At 42.0% G+C, this 17,270-nt stretch carries 19 protein-coding genes; 16 read left to right on the forward strand and 3 right to left on the reverse strand.

Going from position 1 to position 17,270, the window contains the following annotated elements; genetic code table 11:
* Positions 1-154: 154 nt before the first annotated feature.
* From M3089_RS03945 to M3089_RS03955, 3 genes are read right to left on the reverse strand one after another with little or no spacing between them, the layout of a single operon-like run.
* The gene (locus tag M3089_RS03945) at positions 155-2,230 is read right to left on the reverse strand and encodes an alpha amylase C-terminal domain-containing protein (protein ID WP_205110564.1); all 2,076 of its coding nucleotides are present in this window, start codon (positions 2,228-2,230) and stop codon (positions 155-157) included.
* Between the two features lie 6 nt (positions 2,231-2,236).
* Positions 2,237-2,683 (reverse strand): YhcH/YjgK/YiaL family protein, encoded by a 447-nt coding sequence (locus M3089_RS03950; RefSeq protein ID WP_249081855.1) that lies wholly within the window; start codon positions 2,681-2,683, stop codon positions 2,237-2,239.
* A gap of 53 nt (positions 2,684-2,736) precedes the next feature.
* The gene (locus tag M3089_RS03955; RefSeq protein ID WP_205110568.1) at positions 2,737-3,846 is read right to left on the reverse strand and encodes a phosphatidylinositol-4-phosphate 5-kinase; all 1,110 of its coding nucleotides are present in this window, start codon (positions 3,844-3,846) and stop codon (positions 2,737-2,739) included.
* A gap of 165 nt (positions 3,847-4,011) precedes the next feature.
* Here M3089_RS03955 and kdsB point away from each other — a divergent pair, with 165 nt between their 5' ends.
* From kdsB to M3089_RS04035, 16 genes are all read left to right on the forward strand, one after another.
* On the forward strand, positions 4,012-4,773 hold the full coding sequence (kdsB, locus tag M3089_RS03960) for a 3-deoxy-manno-octulosonate cytidylyltransferase (RefSeq protein WP_249081857.1): 762 nt from the start codon (positions 4,012-4,014) through the stop codon (positions 4,771-4,773).
* 2 nt (positions 4,774-4,775) lie between these two features.
* Positions 4,776-5,471 carry a tRNA1(Val) (adenine(37)-N6)-methyltransferase gene (locus tag M3089_RS03965; protein ID WP_249081858.1) on the forward strand — a complete coding sequence of 232 codons (696 nt, stop codon included), beginning with the start codon at positions 4,776-4,778 and terminating at the stop codon, positions 5,469-5,471.
* Positions 5,472-5,837: 366 nt separating this feature from the next.
* Positions 5,838-7,262, forward strand: coding sequence for a tRNA uridine-5-carboxymethylaminomethyl(34) synthesis GTPase MnmE (gene mnmE, locus M3089_RS03970; protein WP_249081861.1), 1,425 nt, complete (start codon positions 5,838-5,840; stop codon positions 7,260-7,262).
* Between the two features lie 314 nt (positions 7,263-7,576).
* Complete coding sequence (locus M3089_RS03975; protein ID WP_004309764.1) at positions 7,577-9,085, forward strand: helix-turn-helix domain-containing protein; 1,509 nt, start codon at positions 7,577-7,579, stop codon at positions 9,083-9,085.
* A 110-nt stretch (positions 9,086-9,195) separates the two neighbouring features.
* Complete coding sequence (locus M3089_RS03980; RefSeq protein ID WP_227198602.1) at positions 9,196-10,371, forward strand: site-specific integrase; 1,176 nt, start codon at positions 9,196-9,198, stop codon at positions 10,369-10,371.
* 140 nt (positions 10,372-10,511) lie between these two features.
* Positions 10,512-11,204: a hypothetical protein gene (locus M3089_RS03985; RefSeq protein WP_249081863.1), complete on the forward strand. Its 693-nt coding sequence runs from the start codon at positions 10,512-10,514 to the stop codon at positions 11,202-11,204.
* 11 nt (positions 11,205-11,215) lie between these two features.
* Entirely contained in the window at positions 11,216-11,596 is a 381-nt protein-coding gene (locus M3089_RS03990) for a helix-turn-helix domain-containing protein (protein ID WP_008781816.1), read from the forward strand.
* Between the two features lie 213 nt (positions 11,597-11,809).
* Positions 11,810-12,535, forward strand: coding sequence for a hypothetical protein (locus M3089_RS03995; protein WP_004309761.1), 726 nt, complete (start codon positions 11,810-11,812; stop codon positions 12,533-12,535).
* A 168-nt stretch (positions 12,536-12,703) separates the two neighbouring features.
* Complete coding sequence (locus M3089_RS04000; protein WP_018667707.1) at positions 12,704-13,033, forward strand: helix-turn-helix domain-containing protein; 330 nt, start codon at positions 12,704-12,706, stop codon at positions 13,031-13,033.
* A gap of 16 nt (positions 13,034-13,049) precedes the next feature.
* Positions 13,050-13,193: a hypothetical protein gene (locus M3089_RS04005; RefSeq protein WP_009275719.1), complete on the forward strand. Its 144-nt coding sequence runs from the start codon at positions 13,050-13,052 to the stop codon at positions 13,191-13,193.
* Positions 13,171-14,286 carry an AAA family ATPase gene (locus tag M3089_RS04010; RefSeq protein WP_009275718.1) on the forward strand — a complete coding sequence of 372 codons (1,116 nt, stop codon included), beginning with the start codon at positions 13,171-13,173 and terminating at the stop codon, positions 14,284-14,286. The genes M3089_RS04005 and M3089_RS04010 overlap by 23 nt, the downstream gene beginning before the upstream one ends.
* 75 nt (positions 14,287-14,361) lie before the next feature.
* Positions 14,362-15,300 carry a toprim domain-containing protein gene (locus tag M3089_RS04015; RefSeq protein WP_018667709.1) on the forward strand — a complete coding sequence of 313 codons (939 nt, stop codon included), beginning with the start codon at positions 14,362-14,364 and terminating at the stop codon, positions 15,298-15,300.
* 278 nt (positions 15,301-15,578) lie between these two features.
* Complete coding sequence (locus M3089_RS04020) at positions 15,579-16,052, forward strand: hypothetical protein (RefSeq protein ID WP_018667710.1); 474 nt, start codon at positions 15,579-15,581, stop codon at positions 16,050-16,052.
* Positions 16,053-16,089: 37 nt separating this feature from the next.
* On the forward strand, positions 16,090-16,386 hold the full coding sequence (locus tag M3089_RS04025; RefSeq protein ID WP_050541679.1) for a DUF4134 domain-containing protein: 297 nt from the start codon (positions 16,090-16,092) through the stop codon (positions 16,384-16,386).
* Between the two features lie 70 nt (positions 16,387-16,456).
* Positions 16,457-16,813, forward strand: a complete 357-nt coding sequence (locus M3089_RS04030) for a DUF4134 domain-containing protein (RefSeq protein ID WP_018667712.1) — start codon at positions 16,457-16,459, stop codon at positions 16,811-16,813.
* A gap of 27 nt (positions 16,814-16,840) precedes the next feature.
* A complete protein-coding gene (locus M3089_RS04035; protein ID WP_062695337.1) occupies positions 16,841-17,143 on the forward strand; it encodes a DUF4133 domain-containing protein in 303 nt (100 codons plus the stop codon).
* Positions 17,144-17,270 lie beyond the last annotated feature (127 nt).

The raw sequence follows: 17,270 nt of genomic DNA on the forward strand, positions 1-17,270 counted from the left end.
GTGTCTGAGGCTTGACAATGCTGAGCCTTGCATAATTTATGGGGCGCACCCTGTTCTTCTGATTGAACGGGGCGCACCCCATGAAAGGATTTAGATGGCAATTCCTGCCATTGACCATGTGACAAAAGTATATTCAGTTATAACTCATCGCCACTCAGTTCTTGCGCAGCACCACTGCAGAGCGGGCCGGTATGTACAGTTTCAGCCACTCTTTGTGGTCCTGGACATACAAGGGGTCGAAATTCGTAACGTGGGTCATGGTGTCATCTGCCAGCCCGTTGCCTCCGTAGAGTTTTGAGTCTGTGTTCAGAACCACGTCATAAGCGCCTGTCGGCACAAGGAACCCATAATCCGTAAACGACCGTGTGGGACTGAAGTTGAAAACAAACACAAGGTCGCCGCGGCTGAATGCGAGCACTTGGTCGCCGTCGTTGTGCCACACTTCCTGCAAGGGCAGCGACTGGAAGTTCTTTACGCTCTTTATAACCTTGAGCATATCCTTGTCGAAATCGCCCAGGTAGTGATAGTCCAACTCCTTGTTGTCAACAAGATTCCATTGCCGGCGGGCATACTTATAGCTCCAACCGTTGCCTTCGCGTGGGAAGTCTATCCATTCGGGATGCCCAAACTCGTTGCCCATAAAATTGAGGTAGCCTCCATTGATGGCCGCTGCCGTCACCAAGCGTATCATTTTGTGCAATGCAATACCCCGGTGAACGGTCTCGTTTTCGTCGCCTATCTTGAAATGCCAATACATGTCTGCGTCTATCAACCGGAATATTATGGTCTTGTCTCCTACCAAAGCCTGGTCGTGGCTCTCGCAATAGCTGATGGTCTTTTCGTCCGGACGGCGGTTCTTTACCTCCCAGAATATGGAGCTGGGCTTCCAGTCTTCGTCTTTCTTCTCCTTGATTATCTTTATCCAGAAGTCTGGTATGTTCATCGCCATCCTATAGTCAAAGCCATAGCCTCCGTCTTCGAACTTGGCCGCAAGGCCTGGCATTCCGCTCACTTCTTCTGCTATTGTGATGGCGTTGGGGTTGACCTCATGTATCAGCTTGTTTGCCAAAGTCAGGTAGCAGATGGCGTTGTCGTCTTCATGGCCATTGAAGTAGTCGCCATAATTGCAGAAAGCCTCGCCAAGGCCGTGGCTATAATACAGCATCGAAGTGACCCCGTCGAACCTGAAACCGTCGAAATGGAACTCTTCAAGCCAATATCTGCAGTTTGAGAGAAGGAAGTGCAGCACCTCGTCCTTGCCGTAGTCAAAGCACAAGCTGTCCCATGCCGGATGTTCGTGACGATCGCCCGGATAGAAGAACTGGTTGGGGTCGCCGGCCAGGTTGCCCAGCCCTTCAACCTCGTTTTTCACGGCATGCGAATGAACGATGTCCATGATGACGGCTATGCCGTTGCGATGTGCGGTGTCAATTAGTTCCTTAAGTTCATCGGGGGTGCCAAACCTGCTTGAAGGAGCGAAGAAAGAGCTGACATGATATCCGAATGAACCATAGTAAGGATGCTCCTGTATGGCCATTATCTGGATGCAGTTATAACCGTCGGCAATGACGCGCGGGAGTACATTGTCTTGGAACTCACGGTATGAACCAACCTTCTCGGCGTCCTGCGACATGCCTACGTGGCACTCATAAATAAGCAAAGGAGACTTGTCGGCCTTGAATTTCTTCTTCTTAAACACATATGGTTTCTCCGGGTTCCACACCTGGGCTGAGAATATTTTAGTATTGTCGTCCTGCACAACGCGCTGGCACCATGCAGGTATGCGCTCACCCTCGCCCCCGGGCCACTTCACCTTCATCTTGTAAAGGTCGCCGTGCTTAAGGGCTTTTTCGCTAAGTCGCAATTCCCAGTTGCCGGTTCCCTCTATGCGCTTAAGCTTGTATCGAGGTGTTTCTTTCCAATCGTTGAAATCGCCTATGAGGTATATCTCAGTGGCGTTCGGTGCCCACTCACGGAACACCCAGCCCTTGGCCAACTTGTGAAGGCCGAAATAGAGGTGCCCGCTGGCAAAGTCCGCCAACGCCTTCTTGCCGTTGGCAGTGATCTGCCCCAGTTTCCACAGAGCATGGTCATGCCTGCCCCGTATTGCGTCCTCATACGGTTCAAGCCACGGGTCGTTCTTCACCAATCCGATATGCTTGTCTGCCGCTTTGGCTGGCTGCTTACCTTCTGCCTTTCTTTTGCGGCCTGTTGCTTTCTTATCAACCATATTGCGTCAAGCTAAAATTTTAAAAATGGCCTTCTTTATCTCTGCTTCAGCTGAAATACATGGGGCATGTCCGTCTTGGGGGAAGAATATTGCAAACATTCCCGGCTGGCAAGTCACATAGCTGTCGGCAGCCAAACCGGGCATCTTGGTGATGTCCTTATCTGCGTTGTACTCTGCGTCGGGCAGGTTGCACAACGGAGTATATCCGTAGGTCTCGGCGCAAGACAGCGGAATCTGTATGTCAATCATCTTCTTGTGTGTCTCAAGCACGGCTTTGTCGGGGGTCTTGCCCTTGGCTGTCGTTATGTTGACAAAAAGGTCGTCGCCTTTTATTTGATACTTACCTGCTTCGAGTTTGTTTAAGTCATGCGTCTTTACGAACTCAACAACATCTTCAAACAAAGGATTCAAACCCTTGTAAAATTCCAGATTATCAAGTGTATCTACTACCATAACTGTTAAATATTAAATTAGACTTAAATTCATATATCAATCCATCATCAGGTTCAATCCAACTTCTTATGGCCGCGTATGTATACTCCTTTGGCCGTGACGTTGCCGTTGCGGTCTTTCTCTACAAAACGCCCGTCGCGCACATCATCAAGATATGAGCCCTCAAAGCGGTTGCCGTCTTTGTCTTCTTCTATGGCCGGGCCGTTGCGCTTGCCGTCTTTGAATGTGCCCTTGAACTTCCATCCGTCGGCATACCTAACGATGCCTTGGCCGTTTATCTTTCCGTCTTTGAACTGTCCTTCAAACACATCGCCAGCCTTTGTGGTCAGCTTCCCTGCCCCGTTGGGCTTGTCGGCTTTCCATTCGCCGACATACACATTGCCGTTTTTCCAAACAAGAGTGCCTTGTCCCTGCTTGTCTCCCTCGAAAAACTGGCCCGTATATTTATCTCCGTTGGCATATTTGAATATACCTACGCCGGTGCGCTCGCCCTGAACGTAATCTCCTTCGTAAACGTCACCGTTCTTAAACTTGTATATTCCCTTCCCGTTTTGGATGTCGTTTTTCCACTGCCCGGTGTATTCGTCGCCATCGGCATACTTAAATGTGCCGCGGCCCGAGCGCTGGTTGTCAACCCATTGCCCGTCGTATGTAGAGCCATCGCCCCAGTCGAAGAAGCCCTTGCCGTTCTTTTTGTCGTTCAACCATTCGCCTTTGTAATAAGCTCCGTTGGCAAATGTATACGTGCCCTTGCCGTTCCGGTGGTCTTGCTTCCACTCTCCGTCATACTTGTCGCCATTGTAGTAATACATTACGCCATGGCCTTGCTGGTAATCGCGAAACCAAAGGCCTACATACTTGTTGTTGTTGGCAAAGTAGTATGTGCCTCGCCCGTGCTGCTGGTCCTGAAACCACTGGCCTTCATACTTCTCGCCATCGAAGAATGTATATACGCCATAGCCCTGGCGCTTGCCTTTCACATAGGAACCCTCATAGCGGTTGCCATTCTTGTAAGTGGCTTTGCCTTTGCCTTGGGGCTTGCCCCCCACCATCTCGCCACTATACTCCCCGCCGTCTTTCGTCGTGCAAGTGCCCAATGTTATTTTCTGGGCGCACACAAATGACGGTAGGATAAAGAACAATGATAATATAATATGTCTCAAAATGTTTCTTCTTAAAATTATTGCCAAAAGTAATAAAAAAACCGCACGTGCCCAAAAAGATTAGTTTTTTTAACTGATTATCAATCCATTATTTTATAACTTTGCATTCAGATAATCCAGAAAGAGAGGCTGAGGCCTCTTTCAAGCCAATCAAAACAGATAGTTATGGACATTATTGGTATAATTCCGGCAAGGTTCGCTTCTACCCGCTTCCCGGGCAAACCACTTGCGCCGCTGGGCGGCAAGCCTGTCATACAGCATGTTTACGAGCGTGCGGCAAAGGTGCTCGACGCTGTATATGTGGCAACAGACGACGAGCGGATTAGCTCCGCGGTAAAGGCATTCGGCGGAAATGTGGTCATGACCTCGGCCAACCACCGCAGCGGAACCGACAGGATACGTGAGGCAATGGAAAAGATAGGCTCTGGTTGTGACGTCATCATAAACATACAGGGAGACGAACCCTTTGTCAGTCCGGTGCAAATCAAGGCCCTTTGCGACTGCTTCGACGATGAGGCCACCCAGATAGCCACCCTCGGCATTGCCTTCAAACATGACATGGTGGCAATATCAAATCCAAACTCACCTAAGATAGTGGTAGACAACAACGGCTATGCGATGTATTTCAGCCGGAGCGTGATACCGTTTGTCAGGGGTGCAGAGGCCAATGAATGGGCCGGCCGCTACCCTTTCCTCAAACACATCGGGCTTTACGGCTACCGGCGCAAAGTGTTGGAGGAAATAACATGCCTGCCGCCAAGTTCGCTGGAGATGGCGGAGAACCTGGAGCAGCTGCGGTGGCTGCAAAACGGATACAGGATAAAGGTGGGCATTACCGACATCGAGACCATTGGCATAGACACACCCGAAGACCTGGAAAAAGCCGAAGCATACCTTGCATCACAAACTGAATGCAACCGTGAGTAGCGATGTCTAACGACTATTTCAGATTCAAGAGGTTTACTGTCTGGCAGGATAGATGTGCCATGAAAGTGGGAACAGACGCCACACTGCTTGGCGCGTGGGCAGGATTGCCGCCAAACGGAGGTGAGAGGCTTGACGTGCTTGACATCGGCACAGGCACAGGCATAATTGCACTTATGCTTGCCCAACGCTGCGCCGACGCATGCGTGACCGGCATCGACATCGACCCGGACGCAGCTGCGCAGGCTGCAGCAAATATGGTTGCGTCGCCGTTTTCAAGCCGCATGAAGGTGGTTTGCCAACCGGTGCAGCAATTCTGCGGCGTACCTTACGATGCAATAACGTGCAACCCGCCTTATTTTCAAGGTTCGCTCGAGTGCCCCGACAGCAAGCGGACACTGAGCAGGCACAACACATCACTGACATACGACGAGTTGGCAAGCCACGTGTTCAGGCTGCTTGCAGGTGAGGGCGAGTTTTCAATGATTCTACCGGCCGACCACCTCCACCACATGGAGGCTGCAGCCGCCATTGCCGGACTGTTTGAGAAGCGCAGGTGTTATGTCAGGACAAAAGAGACAAAGCCGCCAAAGAGGGTTATGCTGGCTTATGCCAAGCGGCCACAGCCGGAAGCGCAATGCGAAGAGTTGACTCTCAACGACCCGAAGCACGCAACGCTGATGGCCGACTTCTATATTTAAACTATCCGGCAAACGAGCCGGAAACGCCATGCCCACAGAATATTGCAAATTGAATGTTTCATTACAAAATGGCGTTCAATCCCCCACCCGCTGTCACCTCGTCGAGCGATATGGCCGATCTAAGGATGTAGAACGGCATGTTTTGCAACGCGAAACGGCACATATTGCGGCATGAAACGCCCTATATTGATAATCGTCTAAATGTCAATGGGTTATGCAGCAATGATTTAACAAGTAAAATAACAATACGAAAAGGCGACAGGGATGATGGTTCTCTCTCAAACTCAGCCCGTTACGGGCGCTTCAAGGTGGGGCGTAGGGCTACACGGATACAACCGAAAAAGTTAAGACATTATACGCAACAAGATGACTCCATCCAACATATCAAACACCAACGATACAATATGCGCCGTTGCCACTGCAACAGGCGGTGCCTTGGGCATAATACGCATTTCAGGCAAAGATGCCATTACGATAGCCGACAAAATATTCACACCTTCGTCAAAGCCACACGTATCTCTGGCCCAACGCCATGCGGGGACTGTTACTTATGGACATATATGCGGTTCTGACGGACAGGTGGTGGACGATGTGCTGGTAAGCATTTTCCGTGCTCCCCACTCTTACACTGGCGAAGACTCTGTCGAGATATCATGCCATGGCTCTTCCTACATATTGCAAAAAACCATGCAATTGCTCATCGACAACGGATGTCGGGCCGCTGGGCCGGGCGAATACACTCTGCGAGCGTTTCTGAACGGCAAGATGGACCTGAGCCAGGCTGAGGCTGTGGCCGACCTGATCGCTTCGTCATCTGAGGCCGCGCACAGGGTGGCCATGAACCAAATGAGAGGCGGATTCAGCCGGAAACTAAAGGAACTGCGCGACCACCTGCTACACCTCACATCGCTCGTTGAACTGGAAATTGACTTCAGCGACCACGAGGAGCTTGAATTTGCCGACAGGGATGAACTCAGGCAACTCGCCGAGACTATCGAGCACACCATTACAAAGCTGGCCAACTCATTCGGAACCGGAAATACGCTGAAAAACGGAATACCCGTTGCCATCATCGGTGAGACTAACGCCGGAAAATCGACGCTGCTAAACGTATTGCTCAACGACGACAAGGCTATCGTTAGCGATGTGCATGGCACTACGCGTGATGTGATTGAAGACACTGTTTGCATAGAGGGGCTGACTTTCAGATTCATCGACACAGCGGGCATACGCGACACCAATGACAAAATTGAGGCAATGGGCATTGAGCGCAGTTTCATGGCCATGGACAAGGCGCTGATTGTAATAATGATGTACGACCTGCAAAGGCCGGCAGGCGACTTCAGCCAATTCTACAGTCAGGTGGCAGGCCGGCTAAGCGGCAAACAGGTAATTTTGGCCGTGAACAAATGTGACATTACAGCAGACATTCCGCCGCTCTTGAACGAGATTGTGCACGATCAAGATAGTGCCCAATTCCATACGGTCACGATATCTGCAAAACACAACACGAACATCGACACGCTAAAATCTCTTCTTGTCAAACTGGCCGACGTTCCCGATATGTCTGCCAACGACACCATCGTCACCAACCTCCGACACTATGAAGCCCTTACAAAATCGCTCGAAGCAATCACCAGGGTGATAGAAGGCCTTAACACCAACCTTCCGGCCGACCTTCTGTCACAAGACCTGCGCGAATGTATCTACCACCTCAACGAAATCCTTGGCGAATTCTCGTCAGACGAGGTACTAAAAAACATCTTTAGCCACTTTTGCATCGGTAAGTAGCTGATTATCAACAATATTACAATATATCGCTAACTGTCTGAAAGCCACCGTTTTGGTGGCTTTTTTCATTTTAACACTTTCCATTTGAAACTTGTTACAACCAGTTTTTAAGGGTAAATTTGGCTCAAATATCGTTCCTATCCCTAAATTTTGCGACCAAATGGCAATGGGAAAATGACATATATGGCACCTTATGCAAAAACTGCAAAAGTGATAAATGTGCGCCCGTTGACATGTTGGACACCTCGTGAAAATTCCTGCAAATACCTGAAAATTGCTGCAAAGGAAATGGACGATTTTAACATGCCAAAAAGATGAAGATATTAAAGAAATGTTTAACATGTGGAGCAGAGTTTATTGCATCCAAGATGTCAAATAAATACTGCTGTAGAGAGTGCGAACGTGACGCATCTCGCAAACGTGAAGCAAAACGTAAAAAAAGTGTCCGGGAAAGTGAAAAAGAAGCAGCTCTTGATAAAGAAAGAGATGCAGTTGCTTCACGACCATTTTTGACACCCTCAGATGTTGCCTTATTACTTGATATGAGTGTTAGCACTGTTTATAGATGTTTCTATTCCGGAATCATCAAGGCAGTGAGAATACGTAGAAAAACCCTTGTCCGTCGTGAGGATCTTGACAAATACTTTGAGGATGCAGGACCTTATAGAAAAAGAAGTTACAAGCGTAAGCAAGAACAAGAATACTATACCCTACAAGAGATTATGGATAAGTATAAAATTGGACGTAAAGCTGTATGGGGACGTTGTGACAGATTAGGCATCCCTAAAGTTTACGAAGGGCGTAATACTTTCTACAGTAAAAAGCTTATTGACGCAAATTTCTCTGAGCTTCTTGATGTCATAGACATTGATAACTATTACACATTGAGTCAAATCATGGAAATGTACAATATGACTCAGGGTGCGGCTCTTTGTTTTGTAAAATACCATGCGGTTCCCAGGGTAAAGAGAAATGGCAGGTCTTATTATTCTAAGGTTCATATAGATTGTATAAAACACAAGACCGATGAAATTGATCCTGACTGGTACTCTTATGAAGAAGCTATGCAAAAGTATGGCATAACTAAAGATCAGGTAAGTTATACTCTAAAGACCTATAGCATTAAGACTGAAAAGCGTGGAAAATTCACCATGATTTATCGGACGGATTTTGATAATATCATGCATCAACGTCTTCAAAATTCAACTCCACTAATAAAGTCAAATGGTGAAGAAAAGGTTGTTTTCACGGCAAAGCAACAGGAAAAAATCTGTCCAGCAACTCCTGAAGGATACTATTCTACTGATGAGGTAGCAGAGATGTTTAAAATATCAATAAAGCATGCTGGAGTTATAACAAGAGAGAACAACATACCTAAGATAGCACTGAAAGGATTTAATTTCTATGAGAAGGGATCCATTGACCTGTTATACAACAAAAAGAATAAGTATGCAGAAATCACAGACTGGATAACGCCAGAGGAAATGCGTACAACATTTAAAATGACAGCAGATGGTGTACGCTCTTTTATTCATAGACATAAGATTCCAGCAAAGGTTGAGTATGGTAGTACCTATTATTCCAAACAACACATAGAGGAAATAAAGAATGGATATTTTGTTGGTAGAGACAGGTATTATTCCGTAGAAGAAGCTACAAAGAAATATAATCTTACAAATTCACTTGTCTTCTATTACGTCAATCACTATAAGCTCACCAGAGTAAAGAAGCAGAAATTCATCTTTTTTAGAAAAGAAGAATTTGACCGGTTAATGGAAAAACGGTTCTCAGAAGATGATTTTATAGCAAATATTGATATATAGTGATATTTACTTTCAATTTACCGATGTCAGCAATATATCATTCGAGAATTTTGAGACATAAAACTATAAAAACAAATAATATGCAGTATTGTAAATCAGTAACTCTCCGTATGCGAGATAGACGAAATGGTACTAAATCATTATTTCTGGACTTTTGGCCAGGCTATAGAAATCCTGAAACAATGGAACTGATTCGTCGTCGTTCGCTTGGCATGTATATATATGCCAACCCCATTTCTACACAACAGAAAAAGTATAATGAAGCTATTCTGGCAAAAGCTGAAGCTATTCGGTGTAAGGTATTCATAGAGGTAATTAATGAGAAATATGACTTCTTTAACCAGGACCGTCTAAAGGAGGACTTTCTTGCATACTTCAAGAATATTGTCAACAGAAACTTTGCGAAGTGTGATGCAGCCTATAAACATTTCAGCAGGTTCTGCCACAACAAATGTACATTTGAAATGCTTGATACCGTATTCTGTAACAAGTATAAAGAATATCTCTTAGACACGAAAGTATCAGCAAGAGGCAAAGTCATGGTTAACAAGCCTATATCACGAAATACAGCTTCAGCATATTGGAATATCTTCAAACAAGTTTTAACTAAAGCCTATAGGGAAAGAAGACTTGTAGATAACATAGCATCCCTTTTGGATAATATTCCATGCACAATACCAGTCAAGCAAAGCCTTTCACTGGAGGAAGTCAGAAAACTATACAACTCAGAATGTTCAGTTCCAGTAGTAAGAAAAGCCGCTATATTTTCCTGTTTGAGTGGATTACGTATAAGTGATATACTCAATTTAAAATGGGAAAATATCCAAACATATGCAGATGGCGGACATTATCTTGATTTTAAATGTGTAAAGACTCAGCGTCAGACACAGGTTCCAATCGGTGATGATGCTTATGAACTAATTCAGCCACAAACAACAGATAAATATATTTTTTCAGGATTTAATCGTACTATGACATATAGAGTCATGCAAGATTGGATTAAGGAATGTGGAATAAAAAAACATATTACCTTTCACTGTTTCAGACATACTTACGCATCCTTACAGCTTGAACTTGGAACTGATATTTACACAGTACAACATCTCCTTAATCACAAGAATGTAAGTACCACTCAAATCTATGCTTCACATGCTGATCCGAAAACACGAGAAGCAGCTGATAGAATTAGGTTAACAAATGTAAAAATGGAAATGCAAGAAAATGAAAACATAAATGTTAATGCAGAAACCAAGAGAAAGAAAGAGAAAGGAAAATCAAAAAAGTGACAATAAATAGTAGCGTAAATCATTGAAACACTGAAACATAAATAATGTTTTCTAGAGAGATTTTATTAGTAACAACTAGTATCAATTAGTAAGTTTATCTATAAATTTGCAATAAAGTAATACGATAAAAACCAATTGCAATGACAAAAAAGATAAGAGAGAATTTACTGATACTTCTCATTTCAAACATTATTACCATTATTCTGTTTGTGACCGCTCCATATATTATCAGGGTGGTCACAAGCACTAATGTAACAGAAAATAATAACCTAATGTTATCCCCATTGCCGATTTTGTTATACCTCATTTTATTATCTTTATTAGTTTGTATAATAACTGTCCTGTACAGGTTACATACTGAGAAGCGCATAATCATTAATAATAGCATCACTTCTCTACAACCTGCTACTTCAGAAAAGAATAAAGCAGAGATTATGCGTGAGATTTATAAAAATAAACAGGACCATTTGGAGGTTAACAGATATGAGGCAATCAAGGAGTATACATATACTGTTTTTTCACCATACATGACAGATGATTGTCTGGAAACCCTATGCCAGAACATTAAACTTTACGAGATTCCAGAATCGTGTATCAATTCTGTATTAACAAATGGTCAGTTAAACACACTCGACATCAGACATTATGCCTGGAATATAGGAGAACGGCTTGGTTGGAGTGGACAAACCAGAGCTACCTTCATCAAGCTCTGTTTTCCTAAAGAACTTAATGACGTTGAAATTGAAAGCATCAGGCGTACACTCAGACAAAAAGGGAAATGTAAAATAGAAATTGACATTCCTGATAAAGATAGTTACGAGTTTCATTATTAAAAGAATTATATATGCAAGAATACGTAGAAGATAATCCGATAACCTTTAATGACATACCAAGAGTTATGTCAGATATACTTAAAAAATGTGATCTACTTGAACAGTCCATAGAAATACTTCATGAAGAGATTCGTCAATCTAATCAAAAGTCTCCATCTGAACACATTCCAATGGATGTAAAAGAAGCCTGTGAATTTCTCAAAATAAAAAAATCGACAATGTACTGTTATATACAGAACGGACAAATTCCAGTCAACAAGAAAGGTAAGAAATACACATTTTTCAGGGATGATCTCATCAAATGGGTTGAGTCTGGTTGTAAAACTGAAAAGCCAATCAGTACAGCAGAAATCAATCAAATACTCAGCAAAAGATCAAGTCGAAGGAAATAGTAGAGAAATGCGAATTCATAAATAGCCCGCATTAAGGATTATCTAATGTAGGCTATTTTTTTGCATATATCACTTAAAAGCACTTAGCAAAGTGATCAGTGATAATTACAATATAGTATATAAACAAATGATCATAGAAATAGAATTAAATATTTATACACAAAAAAAATTAATTTATGAGTAAAAAGAATCAACACTCTTTGCTCTCTCTTTTTGTATTTACAATGTAACAATCATTTCACAAACCAAGAGATTGAGCTGTCCAAAGATGAGCTTTGGGACTTATTTAAAGTCAGTTACAAGCATTATCAAACTGAAGTAATTAATGATAGAAAAATTTACAATCGCTATGTAAATGACCTAATCAGTTATCATCTTCCTGTTTTCACATCTGATGAGGAAGCAATACGAAAACATTTCCAAAATCTTTTCTGTGTTTATGAATTACTGACCGACAGAAAAGATCTTGTTGAGAAGTACTTCACTAAATCTACATTCGAAAAGACAGACTTCTCTAAAATGCTTAATGAGTTTAACCATGTGGAAGTTATATTAAAGGACTCCAATGGACTTGCATCCTTTAACAGAAAGCAAATTAAACTTATCACAGATTTTGCCAATAGAAAGAATTTCTTCACTACCCCTGTTGACGAGAATACTATTGAAAAGTTCTTTAACTGTACATTAAAAAAGACTCTTATAGCCACAAACTTGCGCTATATACTTCAGCTGTTATATTCTCTTTCCCAACAAAAAATGATTCCATATAATTGGGTATCACTTGTAGTAAGAAATAAAATGTTAGCCCCACAGAAAAGTATGATACCATCAACTCGTGGAGCAATCAGTTCACGTCTTACAGAACTAAAGAATACTACTGCTACATTTCCTGAAGAAGAATATGTGAATATAGTAAAACAACTGAAAGAAATGTATTGAAGTGAAACAATGTAAAGCAATTGAAAGAAAAATCCCTGACACTCTCCCTGACATCTTAAACTGACAGGAGACATTCAAATTGCGAAAATAACAATAGGAGTATATTTACCCCAGAATCGATTCAGCTTTTGGGGTACTCCCTATTGTATAACATTAAATCATTAGAAAATGGGAACCAGTAACATTGAAATCAGCATCTTAAAAAAGAGATTAGAACTCTTGGAAATGAAAATTGGAGAACTTAATAGTATTAATCCAGAAATACTCAATGAACGTCTTGCAAAGATTGAGGAAAGATTATATGTGGTTAAAGAAATGTTGACCACTGAAGAAGCTTCAAAGTATTTGGGAATATCACAATCCCAGATATATAAACTCACTATGAATATGCAGATTCCACATTTTAAGCCCAAAGGGAAAACCATCTATTTCAATAGACAAGAACTCCTGAGATGGATGCGTAAGAATCATGTAGTGCCAGCAAAACAAAAAAAATGATAAATAGAATATTACAATGAAAAAGAAGAAACATAATAAAAAGGAGGTTTATACAGATGCTCAACTGACTGCTTTACTGAAAAAGTCAGAAGTTGTCATAAGTTCCTCAAAAAATGATAATAAAAAAGAACTATGTCATGATAAGAAGGAAAAACAGTAATGATAAGGAATGTTCAGTGGAAAGCTCTCTTGAAGTCGGAATGCTAAGCAAGAGTACATTCAACGACCAGGAATTAGACAACTACCTGAGACAAGGAGAAATAAAGGCATGTGAAAAGCCTCCTGTTCCACCACAGATTTTATGGGTTGGAGATTGTACCATAGCAACCTTTGGTAATTTCAGCGCATCCACCGGTAAAGCAAAGAGCAAGAAAACTTTTAATATTACAGCAATGGTTGCAGCAGCGGTAAACAATTCAACGGTTCTTAAATACCGGGCCAGTCTTCCTGATGGTAAACGCAAAATCCTCTATTTCGATACAGAACAAAGTAGGTTTCACTGCCACAATGTGATAGAACGCATCTACCGCCTTGCAGGATTGAGTCTGACAAAGGAAGATAAACGCATCAAGTTCTATGGGCTAAGGGAGTTCACTCCTACTCTCCGTATTGCCCTCATAGATTATGCCCTAAGAACATTTGAGGGTGTAGGATTGGTCATTATCGACGGCTTACGAGATCTCATGTATGACATTAACAATGCCAAAGAATCAACCGATGTGATGACTATGCTCATGGCCTGGACAAGCAAGTACAATCTTCACATCCATTGCGTGCTGCATCTTAACAAGAATGACAATAACACCAGAGGTCATATTGGTACCGAACTTGAAAACAAGGCTGAAACAGTTCTGATAATCAGCAAGAACAAACAGGATTCCAACATCAGTGAAGTCAGGCCTATGCACATGCGAGACAAGGAGTTTTCTTCATGGGCATTTCACATTGACGACAATTCTCTCCCCGTCTTGGATGACGGCTATCATATTACAGTAGTCAAACCCAAAGATAAGCCCTTGACATCTCTGCCAGATGACTTACATGCCAAAGTACTTCGCACTGTTTTTGAAGGTGAGAGTCCACAGAGGTATCTTGAACTGGTGAAAGCAATCAGTCAGGCTTACGCACAAGAAGGCTACAAGCGTGGGGACAATGCAGTTAAGGATATGCTTAAAATCTTCTGTGAGCGCAAACTGATTACCAAAGACAAAGACGGTTATCATTATCATCCTGCACTCCTGCCGTTAAAGTAAGTTTATGAGTTTAAGTTTAACAGGGTATATATATACTAAACTTATATAAGCCCAATTAGACATTATTGATATGCCATGACCATAGATGAAATAAAATCAGTCAGTATTGTACAGTTCCTTGAAACGGAAGGTTATCAGTATGCCTATATCCATCGAGGTAATTACTGGTATCTATCTCCTTTTAGAGCAGAATCGTCTCCATCTTTCAATGTCAGTCCTACAAAAAATCTTTGGAATGACTTTGGGGCCAGCTCAGGAGGAAACATTATAAATCTTGTTCAGAAGATGCACCCTTCATGGAATAATCATCAAGTACTTACTTATCTTGAACAACAGATTAAGAACCATAATCTCAAATATGCTGAAGATTATGAAGCGATGACCAAAGAACAACAAAGAAGAAATGCGTGGAATGAGAGCCATATAGCAGAAAAGGGTAATGAAAGAAAAAGTATTACTTTCATTGATCGTATTAGCAAGCTCAGTCATCCCAATTTGAAAAGATATATTTTACAAAGACGTGTTGACTTCGAGGTTGCTCAGGAGTTCTGTAAGGAAATACATTATCATATCAATGATAAACATTATTATGCCATAGCCTTTGAAAATGTAGATGGTGGTATGGAAATCAGAAACAAATACTGCAAACGCAGTATCGGAAAGAAAACAATATCCGTAATAAAGCCCAACGGTGAATCACATTCAGAATGCTGCATATTTGAAGGTTTCTTTGATATGCTCACGTATGCAAGTATCAGAAAATGGATGATGGATATACAACTTTGTGTTGAAAACGACTGTGATTATATTGTTCTTAATTCAATCAGTAATATTAAAACTGCACTTCCATATCTCCAGGTATATGATGTAGTACACTGTTATCTTGACAACGATGCTGCCGGTATAGCTACAACAAAGAAAATCAAAGACGAATATTCAAACAAGGTAATTGATGAATCTGTCAGATACCCAAATTTCAAAGATCTAAACGATGTCATCAATGGAATAGTATAGGAGTAACAAAAATAATAAGTCTGTTCTATTAGTTTAAGGAGGTTCCCCACAAGAGAGCCTCCTTTTTTTGTGATGTTTTTATTCTAATAGTATGATTTTTACCAGAATATCATACTTCTAAACAAATGTATGTTAATACTGAAATGCAAATCGGCATATTTTTATCGGAATACCATAAAACTCATTTCCTTTGTCATGTTACAGGAGCAAATTGGTTTTCAATTTTATCTTCTGAGTATAAAATATATTTATAATAACACATTAAAATCAGATTGAGAATGCCAGGATTTGTAATATTCGTATTGGTCCTCACCTTTGTTTATGTGGTTTACTTTTCAGTAATGATTACCCTTGACCTTCATAGTAAGAAAGACGAAAAGAAAACGGATGAAGAGACCATTGATGTCAGCAGCATGGATAATGAAGAAGTGCCGGTTTCCGTGGAAGAACATAATGATGGTCCTGAAGGTAGTGACATGACATACACAGAGCAAGTAACAGACGACGGCCTTCGGGTAGTTATTCCAACAGGCAATAAGCAGAGCAACAGTTCCCCTCCTGAAGAGGAAGAGTCTAAATCCACTCAACAGACTACTACAAGTGCAGAACTCAATAAAGAAAACGAAGAAAACATGGAAGAGATAGAGGCAGTTCCTCAATACAGTTTCTATCCTGATGAGTTCATGCAAAATCTCAACGACAAACACAACAAAAGAAAAATAGAGAAAAGGAATGCAATCGATAAACTGTAAAATCAAACAACTGTTTTTTATTGCCTGTTTCGGCTTCATGTTCCTCCAGCCTCAGTCGGCATTTGCTAAATGCGGTGGTGTTGACTACAGCTGGGGTGCTGACGCATTGAGTAATGCCCATGATTTTACGGTCACAATGATGCTCTATGTCGTATATCTTCTTTATGCTATTGCATCCATAGTAGCAATTATAGGAGCTTTACAAATCTATATCAAAATGAATACCGGTGAAGGAGATGTGACCAAATCAATAATGATGCTGGTTGGAGCTTGCCTGTTTATGATTGGAGCAACTATCATTTTCCCTGCATTCTTTGGCTATAATATTGTATAAAAGTAAAAAATAAATAACCAAGCAAGTAAGGATAACGTGTCTAATTTTTTAACTGTAAAACAACAAAAAAATGAAGAAAATCAAGAATTTAACCAAAAGGATTTTCAATGCTAAACGTATTGGAACACTGGCCATGTTGCTCTTTTGCGGAGTAGCTGCCACTTATGCTCAGAATGCTGCAGGAGACTACACTGCCGGAACAAATGCACTGACTACAGTTACGGAAGAAATTGCAAAGTATGTTCCATACGTTGTGAAGCTTTGTTATGCCATAGCCGGTGTCGTTGCCGTTGTGGGTGCCATAAGCGTTTACATTGCAATGAACAATGAGGAGCAAGACGTCAAGAAGAAGATCATGATGGTTGTTGGTGCATGTATCTTCCTTGTAGCTGCTGCACAGGCTCTGCCTTTGTTTTTTGGTATCTAACTATTATCCAAGTAATATGGATTCATCATGACAAAGGAATCGGGCAATCATCAATACGTCAGCTATCCCATGTTTAAGGGGCTTCAAAAACCCCTTGAATTTATGGGATTCCAAGGCAGGTATATCACCTGGGCTGCAGCAACTGTAGGTGGAGGTATTCTCAGCTTTATCATAGTGTATTGCATCCTCGGATTTATTGCCGGACTCATCGTCCTTGCTGCAACTCTATGCACCGGTGCTGCACTTATCTTTTTCAAACAAAGGAAAGGATTACACACCAAGAAAGAGGAACATGGCGTATTCATCTATGCCAATGCACATAAGATGTAATCGGACAACATGATAAATGAGCAAGAGAGTTGGATTTTGAATAGTGTGTGGTTAGGCTCACCCTCCCGTTAGGATGAGCCTAACATAGTTTATACGACAACTCTCAGATTGTGAACGTAACTGATAA

The organism is Marseilla massiliensis (assembly GCF_023336985.1).
In the GTDB taxonomy this organism is placed as follows: domain Bacteria; phylum Bacteroidota; class Bacteroidia; order Bacteroidales; family Bacteroidaceae; genus Prevotella; species Prevotella intestinigallinarum.

Bases quoted from the DNA above. Each gene is read 5' to 3' on its own strand.
- M3089_RS03945 (WP_205110564.1), bottom strand. From the start codon at position 2,230: ATGGTTGATAAGAAAGCAACAGGCCGCAAAAGAAAGGCAGAAGGTAAG.
- M3089_RS03950 (WP_249081855.1), bottom strand. From the start codon at position 2,683: ATGGTAGTAGATACACTTGATAATCTGGAATTTTACAAGGGTTTGAAT.
- kdsB (WP_249081857.1), top strand. From the start codon at position 4,012: ATGGACATTATTGGTATAATTCCGGCAAGGTTCGCTTCTACCCGCTTC.
- M3089_RS03965 (WP_249081858.1), top strand. From the start codon at position 4,776: ATGTCTAACGACTATTTCAGATTCAAGAGGTTTACTGTCTGGCAGGAT.
- mnmE (WP_249081861.1), top strand. From the start codon at position 5,838: ATGACTCCATCCAACATATCAAACACCAACGATACAATATGCGCCGTT.
- M3089_RS03975 (WP_004309764.1), top strand. From the start codon at position 7,577: ATGAAGATATTAAAGAAATGTTTAACATGTGGAGCAGAGTTTATTGCA.
- M3089_RS03980 (WP_227198602.1), top strand. From the start codon at position 9,196: ATGCGAGATAGACGAAATGGTACTAAATCATTATTTCTGGACTTTTGG.
- M3089_RS03985 (WP_249081863.1), top strand. From the start codon at position 10,512: ATGACAAAAAAGATAAGAGAGAATTTACTGATACTTCTCATTTCAAAC.
- M3089_RS03990 (WP_008781816.1), top strand. From the start codon at position 11,216: ATGCAAGAATACGTAGAAGATAATCCGATAACCTTTAATGACATACCA.
- M3089_RS04000 (WP_018667707.1), top strand. From the start codon at position 12,704: ATGGGAACCAGTAACATTGAAATCAGCATCTTAAAAAAGAGATTAGAA.
- M3089_RS04005 (WP_009275719.1), top strand. From the start codon at position 13,050: ATGAAAAAGAAGAAACATAATAAAAAGGAGGTTTATACAGATGCTCAA.
- M3089_RS04010 (WP_009275718.1), top strand. From the start codon at position 13,171: ATGATAAGAAGGAAAAACAGTAATGATAAGGAATGTTCAGTGGAAAGC.
- M3089_RS04015 (WP_018667709.1), top strand. From the start codon at position 14,362: ATGACCATAGATGAAATAAAATCAGTCAGTATTGTACAGTTCCTTGAA.
- M3089_RS04020 (WP_018667710.1), top strand. From the start codon at position 15,579: ATGCCAGGATTTGTAATATTCGTATTGGTCCTCACCTTTGTTTATGTG.
- M3089_RS04025 (WP_050541679.1), top strand. From the start codon at position 16,090: ATGTTCCTCCAGCCTCAGTCGGCATTTGCTAAATGCGGTGGTGTTGAC.
- M3089_RS04030 (WP_018667712.1), top strand. From the start codon at position 16,457: ATGAAGAAAATCAAGAATTTAACCAAAAGGATTTTCAATGCTAAACGT.
- M3089_RS04035 (WP_062695337.1), top strand. From the start codon at position 16,841: ATGACAAAGGAATCGGGCAATCATCAATACGTCAGCTATCCCATGTTT.